Raw genomic sequence first — 26608 nt, forward strand, 5'->3', positions numbered from 1 at the left:
TAACATAAGTGATGCTTATGCATGGCAACGTGAAGGTAGTATTAGTGGCCATCCTCCTTTCAGCGATGGTGCTGGGATGTGCCTCGCCGACGGAAAAGGCGGTGACGGCTGGCGACCTCGTATATGTCGATTACACCCTTAGGGATACGGCCGGAAAGGTGGTCGAGACCACGAACTCGACTGTCGCAAAAGAAAACGGCATATACAATGTCGCGAACCCGTATGTGCCATACTCTTTCATAGTGGGCTCAAACAGCCACCCAATTAAGGTGTTCGACGACGTCGTCAAGGGGATGAAGGTAAACGAGACGAAGGCGAACATCACGATAACGCCCGATAAGGCGTATGGGGACTATGACGCCTCAAAGGTAGTGACGGCGCCCCTGGAAACGGTCACGGGCAACGCCACGAACTTCAGCGTGTTCGTGAATGAGACTATCAGGTATAACGATGAGCTCGTCTACGTGGCGGCTGTTGGCCCTAATAACACCACGGCTAAAGTCGTGCGGTTAAGCAAAATATCGCCTTTCCAGCCGTACACCATAAAAATAAATGAAAATGATACGGCTGTGCTGGACTACAACCACCCGCTGGCGGGCAAGACGCTCGTCTTAGACGTAACCGTTGTGGCGTTAAACCAGAGCCCTTCGGCTACTTAAGCGAGCGAGGCGATCATTCCTCGATGAGGAAAGCCCTCGCGGGAGCGCCGTCCCCATCCTTTATTTTTAAGGGCAGGCACGCCAGCGTATACCTGCCCGGCCTTATCTTCCTCAGGTCCAGCCCTTCTATGACGGTGATGCCCGCGCCAAGCAGTATTTTATGTACCGCATCGCCGCCATCGAAGCGGCCTATCGATAAGTAGTCTATACCGATGGTTTTAATTTTCTTCTCGACGAGGAGCAGGGCTGCGCCCTCGTCGAGATATGCGTAATCCTTCCTGAACTCTCCGCTTTCCCAGAGTGCCGAGTTTTTCGTCTTTAGTAGAATGATGTCGGCGTCAACGCCCTTAAGGCAATCTGCAGTAACGGAGTCCACGTCTGGCAACTCGATCACGCAGGCGGGGCCGTACAGGTGGTCAAGCGGTATCCTATCCACCGTATAGCCGCCCTCGATGAAGTGGACGGGCGGGTCCACGTGCGTCCCCACATGGGTACCCGTACGCATCAAGGATACATTAAAGGCGCCTGCGGGCATACTCACGACTCGCCTGATGTCCGGGGGAGGGTCGCCGGGAAAGACGGGCATACCATTATAAATGCTCACAGAAACGTCGTGGATTTTCATCATAAGCCTTTAAAGCCTTTCCCGGCTAAAAAAGTATTGACCTGTTTGCGCGTCGGATAGGTAGACCACCCTATGCCGCCTATCTTGAGGGCGGCGGTTGCGCTGCCGATGATGGCGCACTCCCTCAGAGGCCTGCCACTGATATAAGAGCATATGAAGCCCGCGTCAAAGTTATCTCCCGCGCCGGTGGTGTCAACCACCTTCACCTGAAATGCGGGCACGTACTCAATCCTTTCACGGTCGGCCACCCAGCATCCGTCCTTCCCCATCTTGATGGCGACGACCTTAACCCCCATGTCCAGCAGTATCTCCGCGGCCTTTTCAGGTCCCACATCAGGCCCCAGCCCCAGTATGCTCCTCGCCTCATCCAGGTTCGGAAGGAACACGTCTACCCGCGGGAGTATCCTGAAGAGCGGCTCCACAGTCTCGGGAATGAACCCCCTGGGGTCCCAGCCAGTATCAAATGACACCTTCACGCCCGCCGCATGCAACAAATCGATGAGCTTAACATAGCCATCCCGCAGCGCGTCCATCAAAAAGTACGACGGTAGATGCACCATGTCAGCGCTAATCTTCGAAACATCTATGTCATCTAGGCAAAAAGTCGCATTCTCCCCTCGAAACGTTATGAAAGAACGCTCGATGCCCTGGACGATGGCCACCGTGACGCCCGTCTTCTGCTCCGTCATCCGCACGTTTTTAGTATCCACCCCGTTATCTTCAAGCTCGATGAGCACGTATCTGCCGAAAACGTCGTCCCCAACCTTGCCGAATAGCTGGACCTCCATCCCGAGCCGCGCACATGAGAGAGAGAAATTGGCGGAACAGCCTCCCCCATGGGTCTGGAAATCCCTTGTGATCACCTGCTTCCCCATCTCGGGCATCCTGTCTATCCGTGCGATGAGGTCGACGTTGACGTCCCCTACGGTGGCTATTCTCGGCATTTCCACGCCCCTAAACGTATTTACGGGAATAGGTATATCTACCTGTCCAGCTTATGCGGCGGGCAGCGTTACGATGAACCGCGTGCCCTGCTTACGGTCCCCCGGCACGCGGTCCTCCACGGTTATGTTGCCGCTGAACTTATCGACGAGTGCCTTTACAAGATACAGGCCGATCCCATTTCCGCCTGCCCTGTTACGCCCCCTCCAGAGCCTATCAAAGATAATAGGCTTTAACTCATCGGGTATGCCCGGGCCGTTATCCTCCACCGTGACGCGATAATGCTTTTTGCCCCCTTTATCGAGCGGCTCAAGCTTAATATTTATCCTTACAGAGCCACCCGAATGCTTTATGGAGTTGCTGACCAGGTTCGTGAACACGTCCTTTAACAGCTCGTTAGCCTTGACTATAGCGTTTTCTGCGATGTCGTACTCGATAGCGACTTCCCTGGCCGGCGACTCGCCATGCTCCGCGATGACCTCCCGGAGCACTTTACCCAGGTCCAGGGGATAGAGGCTCATATCGCCCTCGTTCGCACGCCTGAGCTTCTTCACGTTATCGATAAGCCTGGAGCTGTTTCCCATTGCCTCCAGGGGCTTGACCAGGAGCTGCCTCCTGTCATCTTTGACGTCGATCGTTTCCAGCGCTAACTCCAGATAGCCCATGCCAATCTGGTTCATGTTGCTTATATCGTGCCCCATGAGATCTATGTAAAGCTCTATGAGCGTCTTCGCCTGCCTCAGCTCCTCCTCAGCCTTTACGCTGGAGGTGACGTCTTCGCATATCGCTATGAAGCTGGATATCGCGCCATCGCCCGAGAAGGTCGGAAATATCTTAAAGGATATATAAGAGGGTGCTTCAGCCTTTAATGATATCTTTACCCGCTCCATGAAGATGGCCTCGCCCTTTTTGAGCAGCTCTACCTTATCGGCCACATCGCATTTGAGAGAGTATGCATGGCCGAAAAGGTTGAACTTTCCTATGATATCCTCTCGTCTCACCCCGAATACCTGGAGGAATGAGTTGTTCGCTAATATGGCATCGCCCATCCGGTTAAATATGCACGCCGCATCGGGCATTTGCATGACCAGGTCGTTCATGGCATGCCTGGCATCGCTGAGCCTCTTATTGGCTTCCACTATTTCCGCATTACAAAAATCCTGATATAAGAAATAGATGAGAAGGGCGGCGGTGGTGAATAGCAGCATAGAGTCATAGAAATAACTAGAGTACGCCGATAGGCTATATGGGCCCGCGTTCAAGGCGTCTATGAGGTTCAGCGAGTCCCCCGCCAGGCTCAGGAGCATCAGGCAGAACACGATAGAAAAGATATAGCGAAGCGTGGCCCTGGCATTTACTGTGAGGAGAGCGGCCGCCAGGGCGATGATTGCGAGGTCTGCGAGCGATGCAAGCGTATAAACGATGATATCGAAGGCATCGCCTTCAAACAGGTGGGTAAGGGCGAAGAACAGTATGCCGAGCGAACACGATGCGTTCACGAAGCCGATGAATATCTTCGCCTTTCTACCGAGCTTTTCATGGTCCTCGGAATAAGCCTTGATGAGGGCGTAGATGAGCGGCACGTATCCGGCCACCATGAGCGCCTTCGCCGCCAGGACGAGCCATTCAAAGCCAAAAGTTGGGGATAGTACATACCATATTATCCCGGAGGCTGACAGGATGGCGAGATTTCCTGTAAGCCCAAAGAATACAGCCTTCAGCTTCTTATCCGCAGTGGACGAGTATGATAGAATAAGAAGGGGCAGGCCAAGCAAGAACATGATCGTCGTGGAGATGGCGGTGGCCAGGCTTAGCTTGCCAACGGCTGACATGAGAAACGTGGCTATGCTTATGAGCACCAGTAGCTGTAAGCCTATCAGCGCATAAACCCATAAATTATGCTTATTTAATTTTAAAATGTTGAAGTCCATGCTACCATGGCTAATATACTACTCCCTCTTATATAAGCCTTGCAATTTTTTATACACCAAATAATTATTATATTTATAATACCATATACATTTTTACCGATTGGTAATTTGCCGATCGGGAACGGGATGGAGTGCATGAGTAGCAATGTAAATGGGGAGAGCGTAAGCCGTGGCTACGCTCACATGTTGAGAGCCGGAGCCTTTCTCAGGAACGAGATAGTCTACGGGGGACACTTGACCGCTTTTGGGGCGCCGATGAAGGTCCTGTTCATGGCCACTTTAATGGAGATAAGGGTGGACTTGCCCCTGCTTTTAATAGCTTACCTGGCGACTTTAATCGTGTACAGCGCGGATTATTACCGGTCTATAGAAAAGGATAGGCTGACTAACCCGAATAGGGCGGCATTCCTATCGAATAGGGCAGGAATACGCCCCTACCTGTTTTACGCGGCGCTGTTGCTCGCGGCGCTGGCGCTGTTCGCCAACCAGGGGCTTATCATTACGATACTCGTATTAACCTTGCTAGGCGTCATGTATTCGACGGCGTTCAAGGGCATTACCAGGAAGGTCCCGGGGTTTAAGAACGCTTTCACCTCGGGCATATGGGCGTCGGGCGTGTCGTTCGGCCTGCTATCCTATTATTCGCTGCCGCTCGATTGCGCATTCGTCCTGCTGTTCCTCTTCCTGTTCATGAGGAGCCTGGGCAACGTCATTTTCTTCGACCTTAAGGACGTCGAGTCCGACGCCTCGGAGGGCTTGAAGACGCTGCCCGTGATGCTCGGTAGGGTGCGTACCGTACGCTTGCTGCAAGCCATGAACGCCTTATCGTTTTTGCCGCTCGTCGCGGGAATACTATTAGGGATAATTCCGCAGTACGCCCTTTTCATGACAGCCCTGGCCGTTTTCACTCACTATAACGTGGGGCGCGCTAGCGGAGTAGAGGCGCAGCATTTAGGTTATATGTATTACATGCTCGCCGACCTGGAGACCATTTTCTGGCCCGCGTTGCTTGCCCTGGGCAAGGCGGCGTTTTCATTGAGGGCGCTCCTTTAGCGTTCTGGAATAGCGGTGAAGCGCCGTCTCAAGCCTGACGATGTCCAGCCCATGCCTTCTCGCGTAATCCTCCAGGTTGCCTATTCCCAGCAGCGACATCGCCTTCCTGACGCGTGGCGTCGGCTTTGGCCTTGCCTTAGGCCACACGCTCCGCATGTCCCTCAAAAATATGGAGACCGTGATCGGCCCGACGCCCCTGCCCAGCCCCATGAGCCTCCGCTCAAGGTCTTCCTCATCAGCGGACGCCTCGTAGAGCCGCTGGAGGCTCCCCCCATATTCTTTCAGCAGGTTTCCGAAGACCTCGAGAAGCCTTGCTGCCGTGCTGAAGTCGTATCGGGTGTAGCCGCCCTTATCCAGCACTGTAACAAGCCGGTCCCACCCCGCCTCCGCTATGGCTTTAGCGTCCACCAGCCCGCTCGCCTCGAACTCCTTGAATGTCCTGGTCGCCGACTCCTCGCGGATGGGCTTAGCGTACAGTATAGACGCCAGTAGCCACTTTACATATTCAGCGTCCCCCATGCGGAGGTCTATTCCAAGCATCTTCGAGTAGGGCTCGCCCATACTGCTTACGAGCTCGCTCACGTCCAACTTCTGCCACCATTCTCGCATTGGCGTCGCAAAGCTAAATGGATATCCCTCATGGTGGGGACTTAAAGGGCGACGTTTCACCACAAGGTACACAAAAAACACTACTTTTTCACCACAAGGTACACAAAAAACACTAGGTACACAATCTCTTTATTATTTTTAAAAAATTGTGTACTTGGTGTTTGCTTTGTGTACTCGACCTCCTCAACCACAAATATTTTTATGTTATAATGGACTCGATATAATCCTATGGCACGATACACGATAGGGGATTTTGTATCCCAGACGGCACAGAAGGATAGGGGCGAAGGACTGTTCGAGCTTGAGAACGACCGCATGCTCGAGGTCAACCTGAACGGCATGGTGTGGGCCAAGCTAGGCTCTATGGTGGCGTACCGTGGCGCGGTCAGGTTCGAGCGGGAAGGCATGCTGGACCATGGCCTGGGAACGCTGCTGAAAAAGGCCGTCACCGGTGAGGGCGCGCACCTCATGCGAGCGGCGGGAAACGGCAAGCTATACCTGGCCGACGAGGGGAAGCGCATATCCATCCTGAACCTGCAGAACCAGTCTATATACGTGAATGGGAACGACCTGCTCGCATTCGAGCCTTCCCTGAAGTACGATATCAAGCTCATGCGAAGGGTTTCCACTATGATGGCTGGCGGCCTATTCAACATAAGGCTTGAGGGCACCGGCATGGCCGCCATCACGACTTACTATGACCCGGTCACTTTAATGGTTACGCCGGACAGCCCGGTTTCGACCGACCCCAACGCTACGGTCGCATGGTCGGGCTCGCTATACCCTGAGCTCAAGACGGACATCACGTTTAAGACGCTCCTGGGCAGGGGAAGCGGGGAGACCTTCCAGATGGAGTTCCGCGGGAGCGGCTTCGTCGTAGTCCAGCCTTACGAGGAGGTCTACTTCCAGGTGGCGCAGGGACAATCCCATTAAATAAGGCCACATCAAATGCTCATGCTGGTGCCAGGCACGCCCGCTGATGGCTGGCTCTCGATGTCAGCGTTAGCCAGCCATACGCTCTGTTAGTCCTCCCATCGCTGGCGGGCACGCGGCAATATAGCTGTCCATAAAAAGATAAAAACCAAACGATGAAAAACATATTATGTAAAGGGCGCATATATTACAATATAAAAAAATTTCTAGCCATGCGATAATGGGCCATGCGGCCATCGAGTGGCGCATGACATAAGCACCAGATGGGAGGTGAGAATAAATGAGTAAATTATGTTTAGGATTTGAAGTACATCAACCATACCGGCTGGACCCAGCGTTCAACCCCCAAAACGGTAAAGCCAGGGACCTTGAAAGCTTATATTTTAGCCCCCAGAACAAGGAGATACTGGAGAGGGTAGCGGATAAATGCTACATACCGGCCACACAGATAGTCCTCGAAAGCCTCGACAAAGGCTTTAAGTGCGCCTTCAGCCTGTCCGGCACTGTGGTCGAACAGCTCGAAAAGTGGAGGCCCGACGCGCTGGAGCTTTTCAGGCAGGTCGCCCGCCACAGGAACGCAGAACTGCTCTCACAGACTTACTATCACAGCGTTGCAAGCCTCTTCAGCGACCTGGAAGAGTTCGAGCTTCAGGTCAGGCTCCATAAAAGGGCGATGAAGTCAATTTTTGGGGTCACGCCAAAAGTGATGGAGAACACCGAGTTCATCTTTAATAATGCCATAGCGAAGTCAGCGAGCCAGATGGGGTTCACGGCTGTCTATACTGAGGGCGTGGAGAGGGTCCTCGGCTGGAGAAGCCCCAACTACGTGTACTCGTGCAGCGGGGTAAAGCTCCTCATGCGTAACTATCGGCTCTCAGATGACGTTGCGTTCCGGTTTAATAATAGGGATTGGGACCAGTACCCGCTGACTGCGGATAAGTTCGCTTCATGGGTCGCCTCGTCGCCCGGCGACTACGTAAACGTGTTCGTGGACTACGAGACCTTCGGGGAGCATCATTGGGCCGACACGGGCATAATGGATTTTCTCAAGTGGCTGCCGGTCGAGTGCGAGAATAGGGGGGTTGAGTTCCTGATGCCCTCCGAGGCGGCAGAGATAGAGCCGAAAGAGGAATTAAGCATAGAGGAGACCATATCATGGGCGGACGTTGAAAAGGACGCGTCGGCGTGGCTCGGCAATACCATACAGTACACGGCGCTAAAGGCCATACAGCGGGCAAAAGCATATGCTTATAACAAGAAGATATGGCGATACCTGCAGACTAGCGATCATTTCTACTACATGGCGTCGAAGTTCGGCGCGTGCGCCGAAGTCCACAGCTACTTCAGCCCGGGGGCCTGCCAGCCATACGACTCGTTTGCCACGTACATGAAAATCCTTGCCCACTATGAGCGCACTTATGCATCGAGGACGAGGCGGAAGGCCGCCGCCATGGAGCTTCGGGCGCTGGAGCCGGCTGAAGCCTTCCACTTCTTCACGCCCACCGCCTATACGGGCTTTACAGCTTATGGCCTCGACGACCTGAGCGACCTTCTTAACTACGTGCCCAAAGACTCGGTCGAGCATCACATGGCCCGCGGGGACTTCTCGCGGTGGATAGAGGACGTGCTCGGGGATAAGGAGCTGGCCGAAGCGGTCGCCGCATGCAAGACCCGCCTCGAGGTGGTGGAGGTAATAGAAAAGAAGAGGGAAGAGCTTTGGAAAAGCTTAAAATAGCGTTCTTTTGCTGGGAGTCCGTCTACTCGGAGAAGATCGGCGGCCTGTCTCCAGGGGCGACTTACCTGGCCGAGACGCTGGCAAAAGACCACGAGGTGCATTTTTTCACGAGGGGAGGGGAGGACAGGGATATCAAGAGAGTACACTATCATTACTGCAGGCCATATGCTAACAACATCGTGGAGTTTTGTAAGAACATGAGCGACGCGATGGTTGATATGTTCAGGCTGTATGATAGCCCCAGGTTTGACGTCCTCCATTTTCATGATTGGCACGTCGTGGAGGCGCTGCACCGGCTTCGGGAGCGTAACACCGTGCTGACTTACCACTCGACGGAGTTCGGGCGCATCGGCGGCAGGTTCGGCGAGTGGTGGGAGTCGAAGGAGATAGCGGGCAAGGAGTGGTATGGGGGGCTGATAGCGAAACGGGTTACGGCCGTCTCGCAAACGCTTAAGAACGAGGTCATGTGGCTTTACAGGGTGCCCGAGGAGAAGATAGAGGTGGTAAATAACGGGATTTTTCCGGAGGCGTATGACGCCAATATAGACGCGGGCGAGGTTAAAAAGGCCTATGGGATACACCCCTTTGCCCCGCTTGTATTTTTCATCGGCCGCATGGAATACCAGAAGGGGCCGGACATGCTAATCGAGGCCGTACCCAGGGTCCTCGCCGAGCACTGGGATGCCCAGTTCATCATGGCCGGCGAGGGCAGCATGAAGCATCAGCTCGAGGCACGGGCCCGCGAACGGGGGCTGCCCGTCAGGTTTTTAGGGTACATACCCGACTCGGAGTACGTTCGCCTGCTGCACGCCAGCGATGCGATCGTAATCCCCAGCAGGAACGAGCCTTTCGGCCTCGTTCTCCTCGAGGCGTGGAGCGCCAAGCGGCCGGTGGTGGCGTGCGACGTCGGGGGGCTGGCCGAGAACATCGACAACTTCGTGAACGGCGTAAAGGTGCACCAGAACCCCGAGTCGATAGCCTGGGGAATAAATTTCGTCTTGAATGGCGGCAGCGGCGTGGCCGGCTATGGCTGGAACGGCTGGAAGAAGGTCGACCGCATGTTCCGCTGGGAAGTTATCGCGAGAAAGATGCTAGACGTCTATAGAAAGGTGATAACTTGAAGATAGCATACTTTGTGGACGAGTTCCCGCCCTTCTTCAGGGGAGGCCTCGGGACGTACGCTATGGAAATAACTAAAGAGTTCATAAGGAGGGGAAATGAGGTCACCGTGTTTTCGAGGAACACGGGCCATGACCCTACGAGCGACCAGTGGAACGGGGTGGCGGTGCACAGGCCTCTCCTCATGGACATGTCCGAGGTGCTCCCCCTGATAAGCCCCGGCGACGTCCAGCAGTGGGACGCGGGCGGGCAAAAGTTTTTCATGGAGACGCTGCTGTATAACCTGCTCTCCGCTTCCAAGCTTGTGAACAGCCTCTGCGCCGATGGCCAGAAGTTTGACATCGTGGTTTCCCATGACTGGCTGGCCTTCATAGCGGGGATCGTCGCTAAAAGCAATCTCGGCCTGCCGCTGGTCGTGCACTATCACTCAACCGAGCAGGGCCGCACAGGCAGCGGCTCCGCGGCCATAAAAGACATAGAGCGCCTCGCCGCCCAGAAGGCCGACTTAATCATAACGGTCAGCTACGCCATGCGTGACGAGCTTGTGAAGCTGGGCTATGCGGAACAGAAGATACGGGTAGTATACAATGGTGTAGATACCAACAAGTATCGGCCAGACCTTTTCAGCGAGGAGGAGATAAGGGCTTTCAGGGAGAAGATAGGCGTGGGCGAGTCCCCGATGCTCTTCTTCGTGGGGCGGCTTACGTGGGTTAAGGGCGCCGACACGCTCACCATGGCCATGAGGGAGATTGTGAAGGCGGTGCCTGACGCAAAGCTGGTCATAGTCGGGAAGGGGGAGCAGGAGCGCATGCTGAAGCAGATAGTATCGTCTAACGCCCTTGAGGGTAACGTTTTGTTTAACTTTAGCTACGTGCCCGAGGAGGAGCGGCTGAAGTATTACGCCGCCTGCGACGTCGCGGTATTCCCCTCGAAGTACGAGCCCTTTGGCATCGTGAGCCTCGAGGCCATGGCCATGGGCAAGCCCGTCATCGTGGGCGCCAGCGGCACTTCTGGGTTTAGGGAGCAGGTCATACCCTTCGGCCCGAACATTTGCGGCTTCCACATCAACCCGCATGACCCCGGGGACGTGGCGAAGTTCGCCATCATGCTGCTCAAAGATTCTGAGCTTAGGAAGAGCATGGGCGCTAATGCCCGCCGTCGGGTGCTCGAAAGCTTCACCTGGGACATGGCTGCGAGCAACACGCTTCGTGTCTACGAGGAGGCGATAGAGGTATATAACAAGAAGCGGCGCGCCCTCTACGATAGCGTTTGTAAGGTGCCTCCCCCGCCATGATATCCTTTGGCAGCGACCTGCATTCATATGGCTTCGCCAGCCGAAAGGAGTTTATCATGCCAGCGGGCGATGCCTACTGCTCTTCTTCGCTCGCCGGCAATACCAGGAAGTACCATGGCATGCTGGTGGCGGGCAGGCGCGTCCTGCTGTCCTTTTTCGAGGAGCACGTCAACGGTAAGCGGATATCCGTCGCCAGGTACGCCGGGGCGCTTCAGGACGAGGGCCTGCGATACCTGAATGGGTACCGGCATTACCCGCCAGCCTTCTACTATATGGTGGATGGCGTCTCGATTAAGAAGTCAATGGAGTTCGACGGCGGCCTCACGGTCCGCTATGACGTGTGCGGGGAGGCCGAGCTTATTATAAGGCCACTCATGACTGACCGTGGATATCATGAGACCAGGCGTAACGTCACGCTGGATGTCATTTATTCGAATAATGGCTTTAAGGCCGGAAGGCTCTCGGTGTGGTCGAGCCTTCCGTTCATCCGCGACCCCCAGGTTTATTATGGCGTGCTATATGAGCGTGATGCTGAGAGGGGGTATGACCACGTTGAAGACCTTTTCTCGCCCGGATATTTCAAGGGCGTGGTGAAAGGCTCTGAAGCGCTGGTTCGTGCCATCGTGGATGGCCTGGAGGGTAAGCCGGAAGGCTTCAAGGTGGCAGGTGATGCCATTGGCGTGCTCGAGACGGCCGCCGATGGCTTCCTCGTGGGGGATACGGTCTACGCGGGCTACCACTGGTTCGCAGAGCCATGGGGAAGGGATACGTTCGTAAGCCTGCCAGGGCTATTGCTGGAAAGGTGCAGATTCGAAGATGCCAAGAGGGTTTTCCGCTACTTTGCCGGGCACATCAAGGGCGGCCTGATCCCCAACAGGATACCTGGCGGCTATAATTCGAGCGACGCTCCCCTATGGTTTATCTATGCCCTGGGTAAATATTTTGAAAAAGCCGAGGACCCTAAATTTTTAGAGGAATCCAAAGAATATGTCGAGAATATCATGAGCGGCTATCCTGATAGTGAGGCAGCCAGGCTAGAAGGCGCCCTTATATCAGTCAAGCCTGAGACTACATGGATGGATACTCCTTTCACTCCCAGGATGGGAAAGCCCGTGGAGGTGAACGCCCTCTGGGTCAACGCCATTCAAGTCGCCGAAAAAATGGGGGTGGAGCCGCCTGTCAGGCCCGCCGCCGCCCTGAGGGAGTTCGGCAGGTTCTGGAACGAGAAAAAGGGGTGCCTTTATGACGTCATAGACCCTGCGGATGATGCGGTTAGGCCGAACCAGGCCATACCGCTCGCTATGGGGCTGGTGGAGAGGAAAAAGGCTAGCTCCGCCATGGAAGTAATCCGGCGGGAGCTTTTGACGCCCTTCGGCCTGAGGACCCTATCGCCACGTGAAAGCGGCTACATTGGCAGGTATGAGGGCGACGCTTCATACCATAACGGGTGCGTATGGCCCTGGCTCATGGGCTTCTATATAGAGGCGTCGCTGAAGCTTGGAGAGCCCAAGGAAAAGCTGGCGGAATTGCTGGAGCCTTTGCTCTTGCACATACAGGACGCCGGATTAGGCACGATATCCGAGATATTCGACGGGGACCCCCCTCACGAGCCCAACGGCTGTATATCCCAGGCCTGGAGCGTTGCCGAGGTCCTCAGGGCCTACAAAATGGTAAAAAATGAGGATTTTAAAGCTTAAACTCGCCCGTATCCACCCACTTGCCGTCTATCAAAGTCCACCAATCCTCGGCAAGCCCTTTCAACGCATACTCGTAGGGCAGCCAGCCATAGCCTTCGCAGCCCCACCCGATGCCCCACGAGTTCCTTATCAGGAAGGCGCCAGTGGTCTGCCTGCCATCCATCTCATTTTTCACTTTTAGGGCATCATCATAGCCCACCGCCAGGACAGCATGGCCCCCTTCAATCCTCTCCCCCTTTGACGGGAATGGTATCTTTCCATCCTTTTCGGCTTGCGTTATCGAGCTATAAACTGTAAAGCCGAACATGGCCGGCATCCCGGCAGCCAGGTTTGCCTTAACCTGGCCGAGCGTCTCCTTTGAAGGCGTATTCGCCGGATCCAGCCTGACATACTTAATCGACTGATAGTTCTGCGCGAAGGCATAGCAAAAGGTTACAGGCTCCTCATCAAACCTCGAGACGTCGTATGGCCAGTACTCCTCGGGCGGGACGCCGAATAGCGCCAGGGCACCCATGGTGGTGCGCAAAAACGCCCCCGTATCCCCCGTTTCATGCATCAGCGTCCTCGTAGCCTTATAGAGGAAAAGCCTTGAAGCGTCTATATGCTTACCGAATGCCTTGCGCTCGAAATACTCCACCAGCCCCACGCCGGCGTTAGCAGTGCATGAGCCAAGCATGCCCTGATCCTCCACGGGAGAGCACCATTTTCTTAAATCTACCGACTTTGGCAATGACGTGCCATCCGCGTCCAGCACGCCAACCTTCCCAAACATGGGCTTCACGTTATCGTTTGCCACCGTATAATCCCTGAAGTCCGGATAGTCGGGGCGCCAGCCCATCCAGTATTTACCATTAATTGACTTCATATAATCCCAGCCTATTGCCCGCGCGTATAGGATCCCCCTTTTAGAGCCCCCTTTTAGAGCCCCCTTTTAGAGCCACTTTTAAGCCCATACGCAGCGAGCGGTGATTACCTATTATTAATTAAAGTATAAAAATTTTACTAAAAAGAGGGCGGCCCGCCCACCTGGAGAAAAAGCTTCATACCCACCATACATCTTGGGGAAAACATTATATACAAAATATGAATAAATAGAAATGACTACTATAAGCTGATTTTAGCGCTATTCTTAAAAGAGGTATTTAAATGGACGATAAGCAATATAAAGGCACTACTACTGTAGGCATAATATGCAATAACGGGGTCGTCTTCGCGACGGAGCGGAGGGCGACCATGGGGACATTCATAGCGAGCAGGGATGCCCAGAAGATATACAAGCTGACGGACAACATAGCGATGACAATAGCGGGCTCCGTTGGGGATGGCCAGAGGCTGGCCAGGATCCTGCAGGTCGAGGCTAAGCTCTTCGAGCTCAGGCGCCATGGCCCGATGTCGATAAACGCGCTATCCATGCTGCTATCGAACATCCTGGCCGAGACGAAGTACATGCCATTCTACGTACAGGTGCTCATAGGCGGGGTGGACAAGAGTGGCCCCAGGATATACTCGCTTGACCCGCTGGGGGGCAGGATAGAAGAGGTCAAGTTCAGCTCCACAGGCTCCGGCTCGCCCATAGCGTACGGCGTGCTTGAGGACCGCTACAAGCCCGACATTAGCGTAGAGCAGGGGGTAGAGCTGGCCGCCAAGGCCCTCGAGTCCGCGATGAAGAGGGACTCGGCATCGGGCAACGGCATGCAGTTCGCAGTTATCACTCATGAGAAGTTTGAGATATTCGAGCGCGAAGTGAGCAAGCAGGTCTGTAACTCTTGAGCTTGCCCGCTTTCTCTTAAAGGAGAAAAACGATGGGAATCGAAGACGTTTTATCGGACCTGAAGGCGAAAATTCAGGATAAGCTGCCAAAAGGCATCACGATATCGGGCCTTGAGTTCGAAGGCCCCGAGCTGGTGATATACACCACTGACCCGAAGGCATTCGCGGACAACGGCGATATCATAAGATCGCTGGCCAAGGACCTGCGCATGCGCATTGTCGTCAGGCCGGACCCGAAAATGCTCGCGGAGCCCGAGGAGGCCATCAAGAAGATAGCAGAGATCGTGCCTCCCGAATCGGGTGTGACGAACCACTACTTTGACACCGAGACGGGCGAGGTCATCATCGAGGCGGAGAAGCCCGGCCTTGTCATAGGCAGGCACGGCTCCACGCTGCGCGAGATTACGAAGCACATAGGCTGGACGCCAAAAGTCGTGCGCACTCCTCCTATCGAGTCGACCACGGTCCGTGACATCAGGCAGTACTTGCGCAATGTAAAGGATGAGAGAAAGGCTATTTTACAGGTCATTGGGAGGAAGATCCACCGGCCCATCACGAGCAAGGAGCAGTGGATCCGCATTACCACCCTGGGCGGCTGCAAGGAAGTCGGTAGAAGCTCGTTTTTGCTGAGCACGCCTGAAACTCGCATACTGATAGATTGTGGGGTGAACACGGGCGCTGAGAGCAACGGCACTCCATACCTGTACGTCCCGGAGGTCAGCCCGCTCAGCAGCATCGACGCCGTCGTCCTCACGCACGCTCACCTCGACCATTCGGGAATGATACCCCTGCTATTCAAATACGGGTACGATGGGCCGGTGTACATGACGCCACCGACGCGAGACCTGATGGCGCTCCTTCAGCTCGACTATATCGAGGTGGCCAACCGCGAGGGCAAGAGGCCGCCCTACGACTCGGCGATGATACGGGAGACGCTGAAGCATACCATCACCTTGAACTATGGCGATGTCACGGATATCGCCCCGGATATAAGGCTGACCTTCTATAACTCGGGCCACATCCTGGGAAGCGCCATAGCGCATTTCCACATTGGGGAGGGGCTTTATAACGTGGCCTTCTCAGGGGACTTTAAGTATGAGAAGACGCGCCTGTTCGACCCGGCTGTGAACCAGTTCCCCAGGATTGAGACGATGGTCATGGAGGCAACCTATGGTGGCATGCACGACATACAGCCATCGCGGAGAGAGGCCGAGATGGAGATCCAGAACATCATAAAGAAGACTCTTCAGCGCGGCGGAAAAGTTCTCATCCCCACGTTTGCGGTGGGCCGTTCCCAGGAGGTCATGATCGTCCTGGAAGAGGCCATCAGGAAGGGCTTCATCGATAAGGTCCCCGTGTACCTGGACGGCATGATATGGGAGGCCACGGCAATCCATACCACATACCCGGAGTACCTCAACGTGGAGTTACAGGACATGATATTCCATAAGGGCCAGAACCCGTTCTTATCGCCGGCGTTCGTGCAGGTCGACTCGCCCCAGAAGCGCGAGGCCATCCTGGCGGACCCGTCGCCCTGTATCGTGCTCGCCACGTCGGGCATGATGAACGGAGGCCCGGTCATGGAGTACTTCAAGCAGTATGGTGCCGATAAGAAGAATACATTGATATTTGTCGGATACCAGGCCGAGGGCACCATGGGCCGCCGCATCCAGAAGGGCTGGACCGAGATACCCATATCCACCGAGGGCGGCAAGACCGAAGTAATGAAAGTAGAGATGGAGGTGGCCACCGTGGACGGCTTCTCGGGCCACTCGGACCGCAGGCAGCTCATGGAGTGGGTTAAGCGGATGGACCCGCGCCCCGAGCGCATCATAACGAATCATGGGGACGAGAACAAGTGCCTCGACCTCGCCAGCTCTATCTACAAGAAGTTCAAGTATGAGACCCGGTCTCCTATGAACCTTGAGACCATCCGGCTTATATAGATGGTGAAAGCTCATGCCGGCAACGCGATACCTTCCAGAGCTTTCGGAAAAAGAGATGCTGGAGATGCTTGAGGCGGAGCGTGTGGGCCGCCTTGGGCTAAACGATGAGCCCCAGCCTTACGTGGTGCCCACAGATTTCGTGTACAAGGGCGGGGCCATCTATATTCACTCGCCTGCCGATGGAAAGAAAGCTTCGCTGGCCCGTAAGGACCGGCACGTCTGCTTCGAGGTGGACTGGCATAACGATGACGTGACTGAGTACAGGAGCGTCATAATACGGGGCGACATCGCGGAGGTATTCGATGATGGCGAGAGGCGGGAGGCCATGCGTGCCCTGGCCGAAAAGGCGGCGAGGTCGAGTAAGTGGCGGGCCCATACAGGCCGGGGGTCGGGCTCGATAGCCATCTTTAAGATTACCATAAAGGAGATGACGGGGATTAAGTCGCCGGATGGCGGCCACCCATGAGTTCACGAAGGCTTCGCCGGCTTTTTACACGAGCAGCCGACTTTTGGGGGTACGCGCATAAGGCAATCGACCACATAGGCCTGAAGAGAGGCGCCCATCCTTTTCATCTCAGCAATGACCTCCTCGTGGGATAAGGGCTTATCGCTGATGCCGGCGGCATAATTGGTCACTACGGCCACGCACGCATAGCACATGCCCACCTCACGGGCCAGGACACACTCGGGAACGCCCGTCATGCCGACCACATCGCCCCCCAGGGCGGCATACATCTTTATCTCGGCAGCGGTCTCAAACCTCGGGCCTTCCACGCACACATATGTGCCTTTTTTATGCAGGCGAAAACCTCGTGTGGGTACCTCGCCCATGACTGCCCTCATCTCGGCACAATAAGGCTCAGTCGTATCCACATGAATGGCCTCATCATCGAAAAACGTCGAAGGCCTCGACTTTGTAAAGTCCAAAAACTGGTCAACGAGGACGAGGTCGCCAGGCATTATCTCCCTTTTAAGGCTGCCAACAGAGCATACGGCGATTATGCGCTCAACGCCCAGTCCCTTTAGCGCCATTATGTTAGCGCGGTAATTAACCTTATGTGGCGGGCACGTATGGCCTTCTCCATGCCTGGGCAAAAACGCGAACTCTTCGCCACCAGTGGCATAAATTGAAACTTTTACCTCGCCATACCTCGTAGCGATAAGCCTCTTTTCGATAAGGCTTATGCCGGCCATTTCATATATGCCGGTGCCTCCAATCACGGCCAGCGTTGGCATACTGGCATGGTTGGCCTATATCGCATAAATACTTATCTTAGCCCCGTTTATGGCTGACGAAAAGGCCATACCCGAACTCCCCCTGGAAAGACATCATCTTACGGCCCTCGTCGATGATCTTCCTGGCCTCGGGGTTGGTCATGTAAAGCCACATTGACTTGATGCCCGCCGCTATTGACTTTAAGCCGTCTTCTCTCCGCGTCTCCATCTCCACGCTCATGTCGAGCAAGTGGTGGCTTGCCCTGACGTTACCAAAAAGTTTCTCGTACAGCTCCTTCCAGTCCTCAAACGTGAGGATGCCCTTGCTGGTCATGGAGCAGAAAGCCGTGAATATCGACTTGAGGTCGTCCAGCCTGTCCACCATTTTGCCCATGGCATCCCTTGTTACGCATACCTCGTTGTCACAGACTGCGCCGCCATTTTTCACCACACGGCGATACTCCGCAAGCGCCTTCTCGACCTCCTCCACGAAAATCGTGACTGATTCCACTATAACGGCGTCGAACGTCTCGGGCTTGAACGGAAGGCTCCTGGCATCACACCTTAAAAAAGCGGCCTTATCGTCGACGCCAAGCCGCCTGGCCCGCTCCCTCGATTCTCTGACCATTCTGGGCATGATGTCGAGCCCTATCACGTGGCATCCCCTCTCCTTTGCCAGCATGCACGACGTCTTGCCCATGCCGCAGCCCACGTCCAAAACGAGAGACCCAGGCCGGATACCCGCCTCATTAATTAACGTCTCGGTGGCACCCTTCCCCCCAATATGCTTTGCAGAGCCTATGGAAGCTAAAAGGTCTAGGTACGAAAACCTGCGCTTGCCAGGCCCAGCCTCAACGCCAGCGTAAACCATCCTGTCACACCACATCAAATAAATAAAAAGTACAATTATATAACATTATATCCCGAAAAATGCCCAATACGGGCTAATAAAAAAGCGTTTTTATTTAATAGACCAGCAGCCGCTTTATCTTGTCCAGTATAACCTTGCCATCGCTGCTCAAAACGTTAAGCCTCTTAAGCTTTTCAACGTCGGTCTCGCCATTGATGTTGATGACGAACACGGCGCCCTTCTCGGGCGAGTATATATCCTTAAAGTCGTAGATGGCGCCGACGACCATGAGCTTGCCGGTGTAGACCAGCTCCCTTATCTTATCGTCGTTAAGCACGGCCTCCACCTGCCTGTCCACGTTCGCCTCGGTCACCAGCGTCTCGAAATACGCCTCCTCGCTGACCGGCTTCACCCACGGCGGGTGATCGGCCATGTACACGGCGATGCCGCCCTTCTTAATGAGCAGCTTTTGCACTTCCGCTACCGTGGGCTTGATAAACTCTAGCGAGCGAATGATGCGGTAGTGCTCTCCGCTGACGTCCCTGGTCGATGCATGGATGGCGCCGCAGCCAGTGTGCCCGAGTATCATGAGTATGGGCGTATGCAGATGGCCGACGCCATACTCGATGCTTCCCAGGTTAGGCTCCACCCTGTTCCCAATATTTTTAATGGAGAAGACCTTGCCAATCTCATCGTCCAGCGCCCGCTCCAGGACGCGGGAATCCGAGCACGTGACCAGCGTAATGTCGGGGTGCTGGCCTTCTAAAATAGAATCATACTTGCCGGCTCTGGTGGCAGCCTTAGCATACGATATATTATAGCTCAGCTTACCCGCCAAAGTGTTAACGCTCTTCTCCAGAGATAACTGCTCCATACGCATACCCCTATAAAAAAGAAAAAAGGATAGAAGCCCCTATCAGGCTTCTAGCCTCTTCTTCACGTCATGGTACAGCTTGGACACGGGTATGTCCATCGGGCAGACGTCCTCACAGCCGCCACAGTTAAGGCAGTTGCCGCCCTCCGCTGCCACCTTTGCCAAATGGTAAGTTAGCGCAGGCGGGATGACCCCTTTCGTCTCATAGGCAGGAGACCTGGGCTTCCCGTCATACTGAAGCGGGCAGTGCACTACACAGCCCATGCACTTTATGCACCTGCTGAACTCTCTCGCCCAGAACCCCGGATCGCTCGCTACCTTGCTGAACTGGACCTTCTGCCTTTTGGCGCCAAGCTTGAGCATCGCTCCGTTTGTCTTCTCACGGATCTCGACGCCCTTCGGGTCCGGAGCGGTTATGTTCAACAGCTTCGCATTCACCGCGCCTTCGAGTAGCTTCGCGCCCTTCTCGCTGCAGACCTCCACGAACGTGGCCTTACCGGCCATCGGGCCTATGACGCCCCAGTTGCCGCACGCCAGGTCCGCCTCTCTCGGTATCTTGGTCTCACAGCGCTGGCAGTTCTCCCGCCTGCCAGTGCCCTTATCCTCAAGCTCATCAATCGAGATCTCCTTGTGCTGGTGGTCCTTGGTTATGATGATAAACTTGCCCTTGTCGATCTCTTCCTTGACCACGTCGTCGGGGCTGGTGGCGTAGAGCTTCTCGATCATCTCGCGGGCCGGCATCGGGCGCATCGTGCCGCCGCAGTTCACTCCGATCATGAGCACGTTAGCGAGGTTGACCTTGCCCCTCCTCGCGAGCTCCTTGATCGTGGCGACGTCGCAGGGCTTGACCGCAACGGCGATCCTCATGTTCTTCGCGCCGTCGAGGTACTGCGCCAGGAACTTACCCGTGTTCACGGGTGCACAGTGTAGCGAGCCCGCGGTTTTTATCACGTCAGCCGGGCTCGTTATGAGCGTCGGCACGCCGTCGAACAGGTCCGCTCCCCTGACCACGCCCAGGACGGCATCGACAGTCTTGCTCTCGAGGGCGTACTGCAGGAGAGTCGTGATAGCTCCACCGCACTCCGCCTTCGCCTTTATCGCATCGCTGGTCGTGCTGGCGTAATACATGTCCTTAACTTTCACCATTTTAATGACCTCCTGCGGGCACCTTGGCGGCAACGGGCGCCTTCTTCTCAACCGGTATCGGCTCTACCTTCGCCGCGCACACCTTGAACTCGGGCATCTTGGCGAACGGGTCCAGCGCAGCGATGGTCAGCCTGTTAGCCGCGCACTCCACGAAGTGGAACGGTATGAAGATGATGCCCTTCATGATGTTAGGGGTTACCCTCGCCGCTATCTCTATCTCGCCACGCCTGGTCTTGACCTTGACCTTGTCGCCGTCCTTCACTCCGAGCGCCTTCGCGTCCTCGGTGTTTATCTCGACGAAGCCGGTCTTGACCTCGTTATCGAGCGTTGGAGAGCGCCTTGTCATGCTGCCAGTATGGTAGTGGAACAGTATGCGGCCCGTGGTGAGGATGAGCGGGTACTCCGCGTCCGGCCTCTCGGCCTGGTACTTGAATGGAACGCCGAAGAATATGCCCAGCCCGTCCGGGTGGCTGAACTTCGCCATGTGCAGGATTGGCGTGCCTGGGTGAGACGTGTCCGGGCACGGCCAGTGCAGCGCCTCGGGCTTTCGGAGCCTCTCGTAGGTCATGCCAGCGTACTGCGGGGTTACCTTCCTTATCTCCTCGAATACCTCCTCCTGGGACTTGAAGTCGAACCCTTTCACTCCCATCTTCTGGGCGAGCAGGCATATTATCTCCCAGTCCGGCTTCGCCTGTCCGGGCGGCTTAACCGCGGGCCTTAAGAGCTGTACGCGCCTCTCGGTGTTCGTGAAAGTGCCGTCCTTCTCGGCGAACGATGCAGCGGGGAGCACGACGTGCGCTAAGGCCGCCGTCTCCGTCATGAAGATGTCCTGCACCACGAGGAACTCGAGCTTCTTCAGGGCGTGCTCGACGTGGTTCACATCGGGGTCCGATATCATCGGGTTCTCGCCCATAATATATAGAGACTTGACCTTGCCCTCTTCGGCGGCGTTCATGACCTCCACGATGGTGAGGCCCACCTTGCCGGGTATGTCCTTTACGCCCCACACGCCGCAGACCTTAGCCCTCAGCTCCGGGTTTATGACGGCCTGGTAGCCTGTAACGACGTTCGGCAGCGCTCCCATGTCGCAGGCGCCCTGGACGTTGTTCTGGCCCCTGAGCGGGTTTACGCCCGAGCCGCGCTTCCCAATGTTGCCGGTGAGCATGGCCAGGTTAGACATGGACAGGACGTTATCCGTTCCAGTCGAGTGCTGGGTGACGCCCATCGAGTATATTATCGCAGACGGCTTGTTCGTGGCGTAGAGCCTCGCTATCTTTCTTATCGTGTCCGCGGGGACGCCAGTGATGGGCTCAGCCCACTCCGGCGGGCACTTCATGACCTCTTCCTTCAGGGCGTCGAAGCCCTTCGTCCTGTTCTTGATGAACTCCTTGTCCTCGAGGCCCTCGGACAGTATGACGTACATCATGGCGTTTATCAAAGCGACGTCCGAGCCGCTCCTGAACTGTACGTAGATGTCGGCCTGCTTTGCGGTCATGTTGAACCTGGGGTCGGCCACGATGAGCGTGGCCCCGGCCTGCTTCGCCCTGACAACCCTTCTGGCGATCAGCGGGTGGTCCTCGAACGTGTTGGAGCCGATGATGAAAATCGTCTTCGCTTCCTCGATGTCCTTTATCGAGTTCGTCATGGCGCCGCTTCCTAGCGATTTCGCCAATCCCGCGACCGTCGTGCCGTGGCAAAGCCTGGCACAGTGGTCTATGTTTGCGGTCTCAAGCGCCACGCGGGCGAACTTTTGCATTAGATAGTTCTCTTCGTTCGTCACCCTGGCGGAGGCGAAGCACGCCATGGCGTCCGGCCCATACTTCGACTTTATCTCCTTAAACTTCGACGCAATGAGCGATAAGGCCTCATCCCACGTTGCCGGCTCAAACTTTCCATTCTTCTTTATGAGCGGGGTGGTAAGCCTGTCATCCCTGTGAATAAACTCGTGGGCGAAGTTGCCCTTCGGACAGAGCTTACCCTCGTTCACCGGGTGCCTCTTCCAGGGCTCAACCCCCACCACTTTACCATCCTTCACGACGAGGTTTAGCCCGCAGCCACAGCCACAGTACGGGCATATCGTCGGTACAAGTTTAACATCCATTTATATCCGCACCTTTTCTCGATTATGATGAGGGGGTGGAAAATTAAAACCCCCTATAATATATATTTACTTTGCCTGTGGAGCAGCCTTTGCCGGCTCTCCGACCTTGACCGTGACGAGCGGGGACCTGAGGTATACCCACCAGTAGATGAGGCTCACGAAGATCGCGCCGCCCACGATGTTGCCCAGCGTGACGGGTATCAGGTTCGTCACAAAGAAGTTGTACCACCCGTGCATCCCCACAAGGTTGCTGGTCTGGGCTGCCGTCAGGCCTGCCTTGGCCACTATATTTGGATCGTTGGCGATGAATATGCCCAGCGGGATGAAGAACATGTTCGCGACGCTGTGCTCGAAGCCGATCGTGACGAAGGCCATTATCGGGAACCAGCAGGAGAATATCTTGCTTATTATGTCGTCAGCGCTCAGCGCCAGCCACACGGCCAGGCAGACGAGCCAGTTACACCCGATGCCTCGCAGGAAGGCCGTCCAGAAGTCCAGCCCTGCCTTCGCGTTTGCTACGTTGGCCGTGGCCCATACTGCGAACGGCGCAGTGTTGAAGAGCCCGCTCTGGTATGCCAGGAAATAAGCGACAAAGATGGACCCAATAAGGTTACCGATATAAACAACTATCCAGTTTATCGCAAGCCCGGTCCACGTGCCTTCTTTGTTCAAAACGCCTATAGGTAGGAACATGCAGTTTCCGGTAAAGAGCTCGGAGCCTGCTATGACGACGAGCATGAGGCCCACGGGGAACACCGCACCAGCGGCGAACTTCAGCAGGCCCGGCGGCATCACCACCGCCATGTCTCCGATCTTGCCTCCGGATAGCATGCCACCTGCGACGATCTCACTGAGCAACGCACCAAAGGCGATGTATGCGCCAGCGAGGAAGCCCAGCAGTAGCAGCTTATCTAATTTGATGCTACATTTAGTACATCCGGCGGATGAAGCCGCCTTACTAATGTCTAAGGGTGCTTTAAATGCCATATTCAATCCTCCATTCAAAAATCAGCCTTATCGGCCCATAGGCTGCCATTCTATGCCTCGGGCTTTTAACGGCTGATTAAAAAAAGATTATATTTTTTGTTATTCATAGTATATTAATGTTACCCATGAACAGTTTTTTATGCTTTCTCTAAAAAACGTTTTGCGGGGCATCCTATTATTTATTATTTTTACGTTACACTTTAATGATTAGCAGTTTTTAATGACCGTATCCATTTATCCTACATAAAGCTCTATTTACAATTGTAATTAATAATCTTTGGATTAGCTATAAAAAGGTTGCCTAGAATTCTCAAAAAAAGGAAAGTTTGTCAATTTAAAATAGTTGATTAAAGCTTATTTTTTAATTAACATGTGTTACATGAGATTCAACCTTTTTTTAGCTGCACTCTCAGGATAGCGCAACCAAATCAATATCTTATTTGACAAAATAAAGGATAAAAATACTCAAAATTGACGAATTTATAAAATATAAATAAAATTAAATAAAAAATAAAAAATTAAGATTTATTAATTTTTAAAAATCAGCCAGAAACGTTATATATAGTCGAATAGGAAAATGATAGCTAGAGGCGGTATATTTGAGTCAAGTAGTAGTATCACCGACAACTCGACACGAAGGACGCTCAAAACTCGTCCTTGAAGTTGACGACAACGGGATAGTGACTCAGGGCAACTATTTGAGTACCACTCCCGTTAGAGGATTCGAGAAATTTATTACAGGAAAAGCTATGGAGTTCGCGCCGGTGGCGTCCTCCAGGTTTTGCGGCATTTGCCCCATCACCCACGCTACCGCGTCGTCGGAGAGCATCGAGAGGGCGCTCGGCATCATGCCGCCCAAGGACGGCCTGGTGCTAAGGCAGCTTTGCAATCTTGGTAATAGGCTTCACAGCCACCCGCTGCATGAGCTGCTCATCCTGCCGGACTTCGTGAAGGACCCGAACGCAGCGATGGCCGCCACCGTCCGCATCCAGAAGATGAGGAAGATCGGCCAGGGCATCGTAGACATCACCGGCGGAGAGGCAATACACGCCCCGAACATAAGGATCGGCGGCATGCAGAAGAACATCTCCGAGGCTGCGAAGCGCAAGATCATTCAGATGCTTAACGATTACGAGCCCCTCATGAAGGAGCAGGTCGACTTTATGCTGAAGACCCTTAAGGGGAACACCGAGGTCCCGAAGAAGCTCGGCGTCCACGACAGGGAGCTTATGGCAACCGATGTCAACTATGGCAACTCCGACGTCTTTGAGACGGAATACTTCTATAGGTTCAGCGAGATAACACCTAAGTCCTACTATCCGGGCGATATTGGCCTTGAGGCGTGCACCAGCATACCGCTGATAGGAGGAAGGACGGTCGAAGGAGGCCCGAGGGCCCGCCTGGTGAAGTATAAGGGCTTCAGCCAGAAGGACTGTGGCGACTTCGACGTGAGGGGAGCCATGGCAATAAACATCGCCAGGGCGATGGAGATACCATTGGCGCATGCCAGGGCCCGTGAATTAATACAGCAGCTGGACACGACCAAGCCAACGCTGACGAAGCCGCCCGAGTCTGGCGGCGATGGCAAGACCCTGGGCGTCGCGGCGAACGAGGCCCCGAGAGGCGTCAACGTCCACACCGCGAAGGTGAAGGATGGCAAGATCACTTATTACAACTGTCTCGTGGCCACGACCTGGAACATACCCACGGTTGGAAAGGCGTGCGAAGGACAGCACTATAAGTGGGCTGAATACGTGGTCAGGGCTTACGACCCGTGCGTATCGTGCGCTACCCATATGATAGTGCTAAAGGAGGGCAAGGTCGTAAAAGAGGCCATGATATGATCCTTGAGGCGGAAACCCTCGTAGTCGGCTGTGGCAACATACTATTCCAGGACGATGGTTTCGGTCCGCGAGTGGCTCAGGAGCTTTCAAAGTACGAATTACCGCCTGACATAAGGGTAATAGATGCGGGAACGGGTGCCCCCCACCTCATCTTTACCCTTCTCGACGAGACCTGCAAGAAACTAATAATACTGGACTGTATAAGCTGGGGCGCCGCCCCGGGGACTTTGAGAAAGTTTTCGGTGGACGAGCTGCCAAAGGGAAAGTTCGTAGATGCCCACAACTGGACCTTGAGCGAGCCGCTGCACGGCCTCAAGGATAAGATAGACATCGTGGTCATCGGCTGCCAGCCGGCAAGGGTTTCTGAACCGGACATCGTCATGGAGCTCACCCCAGAGGTGGAGCAGGCGATTCCGGGAGCCATCGAGATGGTAATGGAAGAGCTAGGGATCGATTATGGGACTGTTAGACAAGCTGAAGAGCCTATTCGGAGGAGCGCCCAAGGCGGCGCCTGAGAATAAAGCTCCGGAGCCAGTTAAGAAAGAAGTATTACCACCAAAGAAGGAGGAAGTAAAAGTGACTAAGCCAAAAGTTGCATATGTTCATCTAAGCGGCTGCACGGGCTGTCTGGTATCGCTCGCGGACACCTATGAGAAGCTGCTCGACGTCCTGGGCGCAGTGGACATGGTTTATAACCTGACGCTTGCGGATGCCAGGACCTTACCCGAGGGTAAGTTCGATATAGCTATCGTCGAAGGGGCGGTCTGTCTCCAGGACGAGGAAAGCGTGCACCTGATAAAGGAGGCAAGGGAGAAGGCGGGGCTCGTAGTGGCCTATGGCGACTGCGCGGCCACCGGAAACGTTCTGAACAACAGCCGTGGCGGCCAGTGGAACCAGCCCCAGCACGAGTCGTTCGTGCCCATTAATAGGGTCATAAAAGTAGATGCATACATACCCGGCTGTCCGCCATCGCCAGAGATAATATACAACTTCTGCATCGCGGCGGTAACCGGCGACACCGAGTACCTGAAGCCGTTCATGGCGAACGAGGCTGGCGGCTACCACTGCGGCTGCGACCTGAACACGAGGATTATCGAGAACTCGCTGTGCATGGGCTGCGGCACCTGCGCTGCAAGCTGCCCGACCCGGGCCATCGAGATGGTCTACGGCAGGCCCAGCTTTAACAACATAAGGTGCATTAAGTGCGGCGCATGCTCGTTCGCCTGCCCGAGGAGCTTCCTGCCGGTGAACAAGATAAAAGGACAGATAGTGTGAGGG

General features: G+C 54.8%; 24 protein-coding genes. 13 read left to right on the top strand and 11 right to left on the bottom strand.

Features of this window, described 5'->3' with window-relative positions; translation table 11 throughout:
- Positions 1-11: 11 nt before the first annotated feature.
- On the top strand, positions 12-659 hold the full coding sequence (locus tag MTC_RS10520; protein WP_014406675.1) for an FKBP-type peptidyl-prolyl cis-trans isomerase: 648 nt from the start codon (positions 12-14) through the stop codon (positions 657-659).
- 13 nt (positions 660-672) lie between these two features.
- Here MTC_RS10520 and MTC_RS10525 read toward each other — a convergent pair whose 3' ends face one another.
- Genes MTC_RS10525 through MTC_RS12710 form a run of 3 tightly spaced genes read right to left on the bottom strand, consistent with a single transcriptional unit; the run spans position 673 to position 4085 of the window.
- Entirely contained in the window at positions 673-1287 is a 615-nt protein-coding gene (locus MTC_RS10525; protein ID WP_014406676.1) for a cyclase family protein, read from the bottom strand.
- Entirely contained in the window at positions 1284-2228 is a 945-nt protein-coding gene (locus MTC_RS10530; RefSeq protein WP_014406677.1) for a carbohydrate kinase family protein, read from the bottom strand. Before MTC_RS10530 ends, MTC_RS10525 begins: the two co-directional genes overlap by 4 nt.
- A 51-nt stretch (positions 2229-2279) precedes the next feature.
- Positions 2280-4085 carry a PAS domain-containing sensor histidine kinase gene (locus MTC_RS12710; RefSeq protein ID WP_158308519.1) on the bottom strand — a complete coding sequence of 602 codons (1806 nt, stop codon included), beginning with the start codon at positions 4083-4085 and terminating at the stop codon, positions 2280-2282.
- A 207-nt stretch (positions 4086-4292) separates the two neighbouring features.
- Here MTC_RS12710 and MTC_RS10540 point away from each other — a divergent pair, with 207 nt between their 5' ends.
- On the top strand, positions 4293-5210 hold the full coding sequence (locus MTC_RS10540; RefSeq protein WP_158308520.1) for a UbiA family prenyltransferase: 918 nt from the start codon (positions 4293-4295) through the stop codon (positions 5208-5210).
- Here the strand turns inward: MTC_RS10540 and MTC_RS10545 are convergent.
- Complete coding sequence (locus MTC_RS10545) at positions 5190-5819, bottom strand: HhH-GDP family DNA glycosylase (RefSeq protein ID WP_014406680.1); 630 nt, start codon at positions 5817-5819, stop codon at positions 5190-5192. The two genes, MTC_RS10540 and MTC_RS10545, sit on opposite strands and share 21 nt — an antisense overlap.
- Before the next feature lie 228 nt (positions 5820-6047).
- Here MTC_RS10545 and MTC_RS10550 point away from each other — a divergent pair, with 228 nt between their 5' ends.
- The 5 genes from MTC_RS10550 (at position 6048) to MTC_RS10570 (ending at position 12597) form a co-directional block, all read left to right on the top strand.
- The gene (locus tag MTC_RS10550) at positions 6048-6752 is read left to right on the top strand and encodes an AIM24 family protein (RefSeq protein ID WP_014406681.1); all 705 of its coding nucleotides are present in this window, start codon (positions 6048-6050) and stop codon (positions 6750-6752) included.
- 280 nt (positions 6753-7032) lie between these two features.
- Complete coding sequence (locus MTC_RS10555) at positions 7033-8487, top strand: glycoside hydrolase family 57 protein (protein WP_014406682.1); 1455 nt, start codon at positions 7033-7035, stop codon at positions 8485-8487.
- Positions 8469-9608, top strand: a complete 1140-nt coding sequence (locus MTC_RS10560; protein WP_014406683.1) for a glycosyltransferase family 4 protein — start codon at positions 8469-8471, stop codon at positions 9606-9608. Before MTC_RS10555 ends, MTC_RS10560 begins: the two co-directional genes overlap by 19 nt.
- Positions 9605-10900 (top strand): glycosyltransferase family 4 protein, encoded by a 1296-nt coding sequence (locus MTC_RS10565; RefSeq protein ID WP_014406684.1) that lies wholly within the window; start codon positions 9605-9607, stop codon positions 10898-10900. Before MTC_RS10560 ends, MTC_RS10565 begins: the two co-directional genes overlap by 4 nt.
- Complete coding sequence (locus MTC_RS10570) at positions 10897-12597, top strand: amylo-alpha-1,6-glucosidase (RefSeq protein WP_014406685.1); 1701 nt, start codon at positions 10897-10899, stop codon at positions 12595-12597. Before MTC_RS10565 ends, MTC_RS10570 begins: the two co-directional genes overlap by 4 nt.
- Here the strand turns inward: MTC_RS10570 and MTC_RS10575 are convergent.
- On the bottom strand, positions 12587-13462 hold the full coding sequence (locus MTC_RS10575; protein ID WP_014406686.1) for a C1 family peptidase: 876 nt from the start codon (positions 13460-13462) through the stop codon (positions 12587-12589). The two genes, MTC_RS10570 and MTC_RS10575, sit on opposite strands and share 11 nt — an antisense overlap.
- A gap of 281 nt (positions 13463-13743) precedes the next feature.
- On the opposite strand from MTC_RS10575, the gene psmB reads away from it, so the two are divergent.
- From psmB to MTC_RS10590, 3 genes are read left to right on the top strand one after another with little or no spacing between them, the layout of a single operon-like run.
- Positions 13744-14367: an archaeal proteasome endopeptidase complex subunit beta gene (gene psmB / locus MTC_RS10580; RefSeq protein WP_014406687.1), complete on the top strand. Its 624-nt coding sequence runs from the start codon at positions 13744-13746 to the stop codon at positions 14365-14367.
- Between the two features lie 32 nt (positions 14368-14399).
- Positions 14400-16313, top strand: coding sequence for a beta-CASP ribonuclease aCPSF1 (locus MTC_RS10585; RefSeq protein WP_014406688.1), 1914 nt, complete (start codon positions 14400-14402; stop codon positions 16311-16313).
- A gap of 13 nt (positions 16314-16326) precedes the next feature.
- Positions 16327-16779, top strand: a complete 453-nt coding sequence (locus tag MTC_RS10590; protein WP_014406689.1) for a pyridoxamine 5'-phosphate oxidase family protein — start codon at positions 16327-16329, stop codon at positions 16777-16779.
- Positions 16780-16781: 2 nt separating this feature from the next.
- Here the strand turns inward: MTC_RS10590 and mtnP are convergent, their stop codons facing one another.
- The 6 genes from mtnP to MTC_RS10620 all read right to left on the bottom strand — a co-directional run bounded on the left by mtnP (position 16782) and on the right by MTC_RS10620 (position 23486).
- Positions 16782-17549 carry an S-methyl-5'-thioadenosine phosphorylase gene (mtnP, locus tag MTC_RS10595; RefSeq protein WP_014406690.1) on the bottom strand — a complete coding sequence of 256 codons (768 nt, stop codon included), beginning with the start codon at positions 17547-17549 and terminating at the stop codon, positions 16782-16784.
- Between the two features lie 37 nt (positions 17550-17586).
- Positions 17587-18414: a class I SAM-dependent methyltransferase gene (locus MTC_RS10600; RefSeq protein WP_014406691.1), complete on the bottom strand. Its 828-nt coding sequence runs from the start codon at positions 18412-18414 to the stop codon at positions 17587-17589.
- A gap of 79 nt (positions 18415-18493) precedes the next feature.
- Positions 18494-19252, bottom strand: a complete 759-nt coding sequence (locus MTC_RS10605) for a carbonic anhydrase (protein WP_014406692.1) — start codon at positions 19250-19252, stop codon at positions 18494-18496.
- A 42-nt stretch (positions 19253-19294) separates the two neighbouring features.
- Complete coding sequence (locus MTC_RS10610) at positions 19295-20398, bottom strand: Coenzyme F420 hydrogenase/dehydrogenase, beta subunit C-terminal domain (RefSeq protein WP_014406693.1); 1104 nt, start codon at positions 20396-20398, stop codon at positions 19295-19297.
- A 1-nt stretch (position 20399) separates the two neighbouring features.
- The gene (gene fdhF, locus MTC_RS10615; RefSeq protein ID WP_014406694.1) at positions 20400-22499 is read right to left on the bottom strand and encodes a formate dehydrogenase subunit alpha; all 2100 of its coding nucleotides are present in this window, start codon (positions 22497-22499) and stop codon (positions 20400-20402) included.
- 66 nt (positions 22500-22565) lie between these two features.
- Complete coding sequence (locus tag MTC_RS10620) at positions 22566-23486, bottom strand: formate/nitrite transporter family protein (protein ID WP_014406695.1); 921 nt, start codon at positions 23484-23486, stop codon at positions 22566-22568.
- 599 nt (positions 23487-24085) lie between these two features.
- Here MTC_RS10620 and frhA point away from each other — a divergent pair.
- The 3 genes from frhA to frhG all read left to right on the top strand — a co-directional run bounded on the left by frhA (position 24086) and on the right by frhG (position 26605).
- Complete coding sequence (frhA, locus tag MTC_RS10625) at positions 24086-25330, top strand: coenzyme F420 hydrogenase subunit alpha (protein ID WP_014406696.1); 1245 nt, start codon at positions 24086-24088, stop codon at positions 25328-25330.
- A complete protein-coding gene (gene frhD / locus MTC_RS10630) occupies positions 25327-25845 on the top strand; it encodes a coenzyme F420-reducing hydrogenase, FrhD protein (protein ID WP_014406697.1) in 519 nt (172 codons plus the stop codon). Before frhA ends, frhD begins: the two co-directional genes overlap by 4 nt.
- 61 nt (positions 25846-25906) lie before the next feature.
- Positions 25907-26605: a coenzyme F420 hydrogenase subunit gamma gene (gene frhG / locus MTC_RS10635; protein WP_048189661.1), complete on the top strand. Its 699-nt coding sequence runs from the start codon at positions 25907-25909 to the stop codon at positions 26603-26605.
- The last annotated feature ends 3 nt before the right edge of the window (positions 26606-26608 follow it).

This window comes from Methanocella conradii HZ254 (assembly GCF_000251105.1).
Classification (GTDB): Archaea; Halobacteriota; Methanocellia; order Methanocellales; family Methanocellaceae; genus Methanocella; species Methanocella conradii.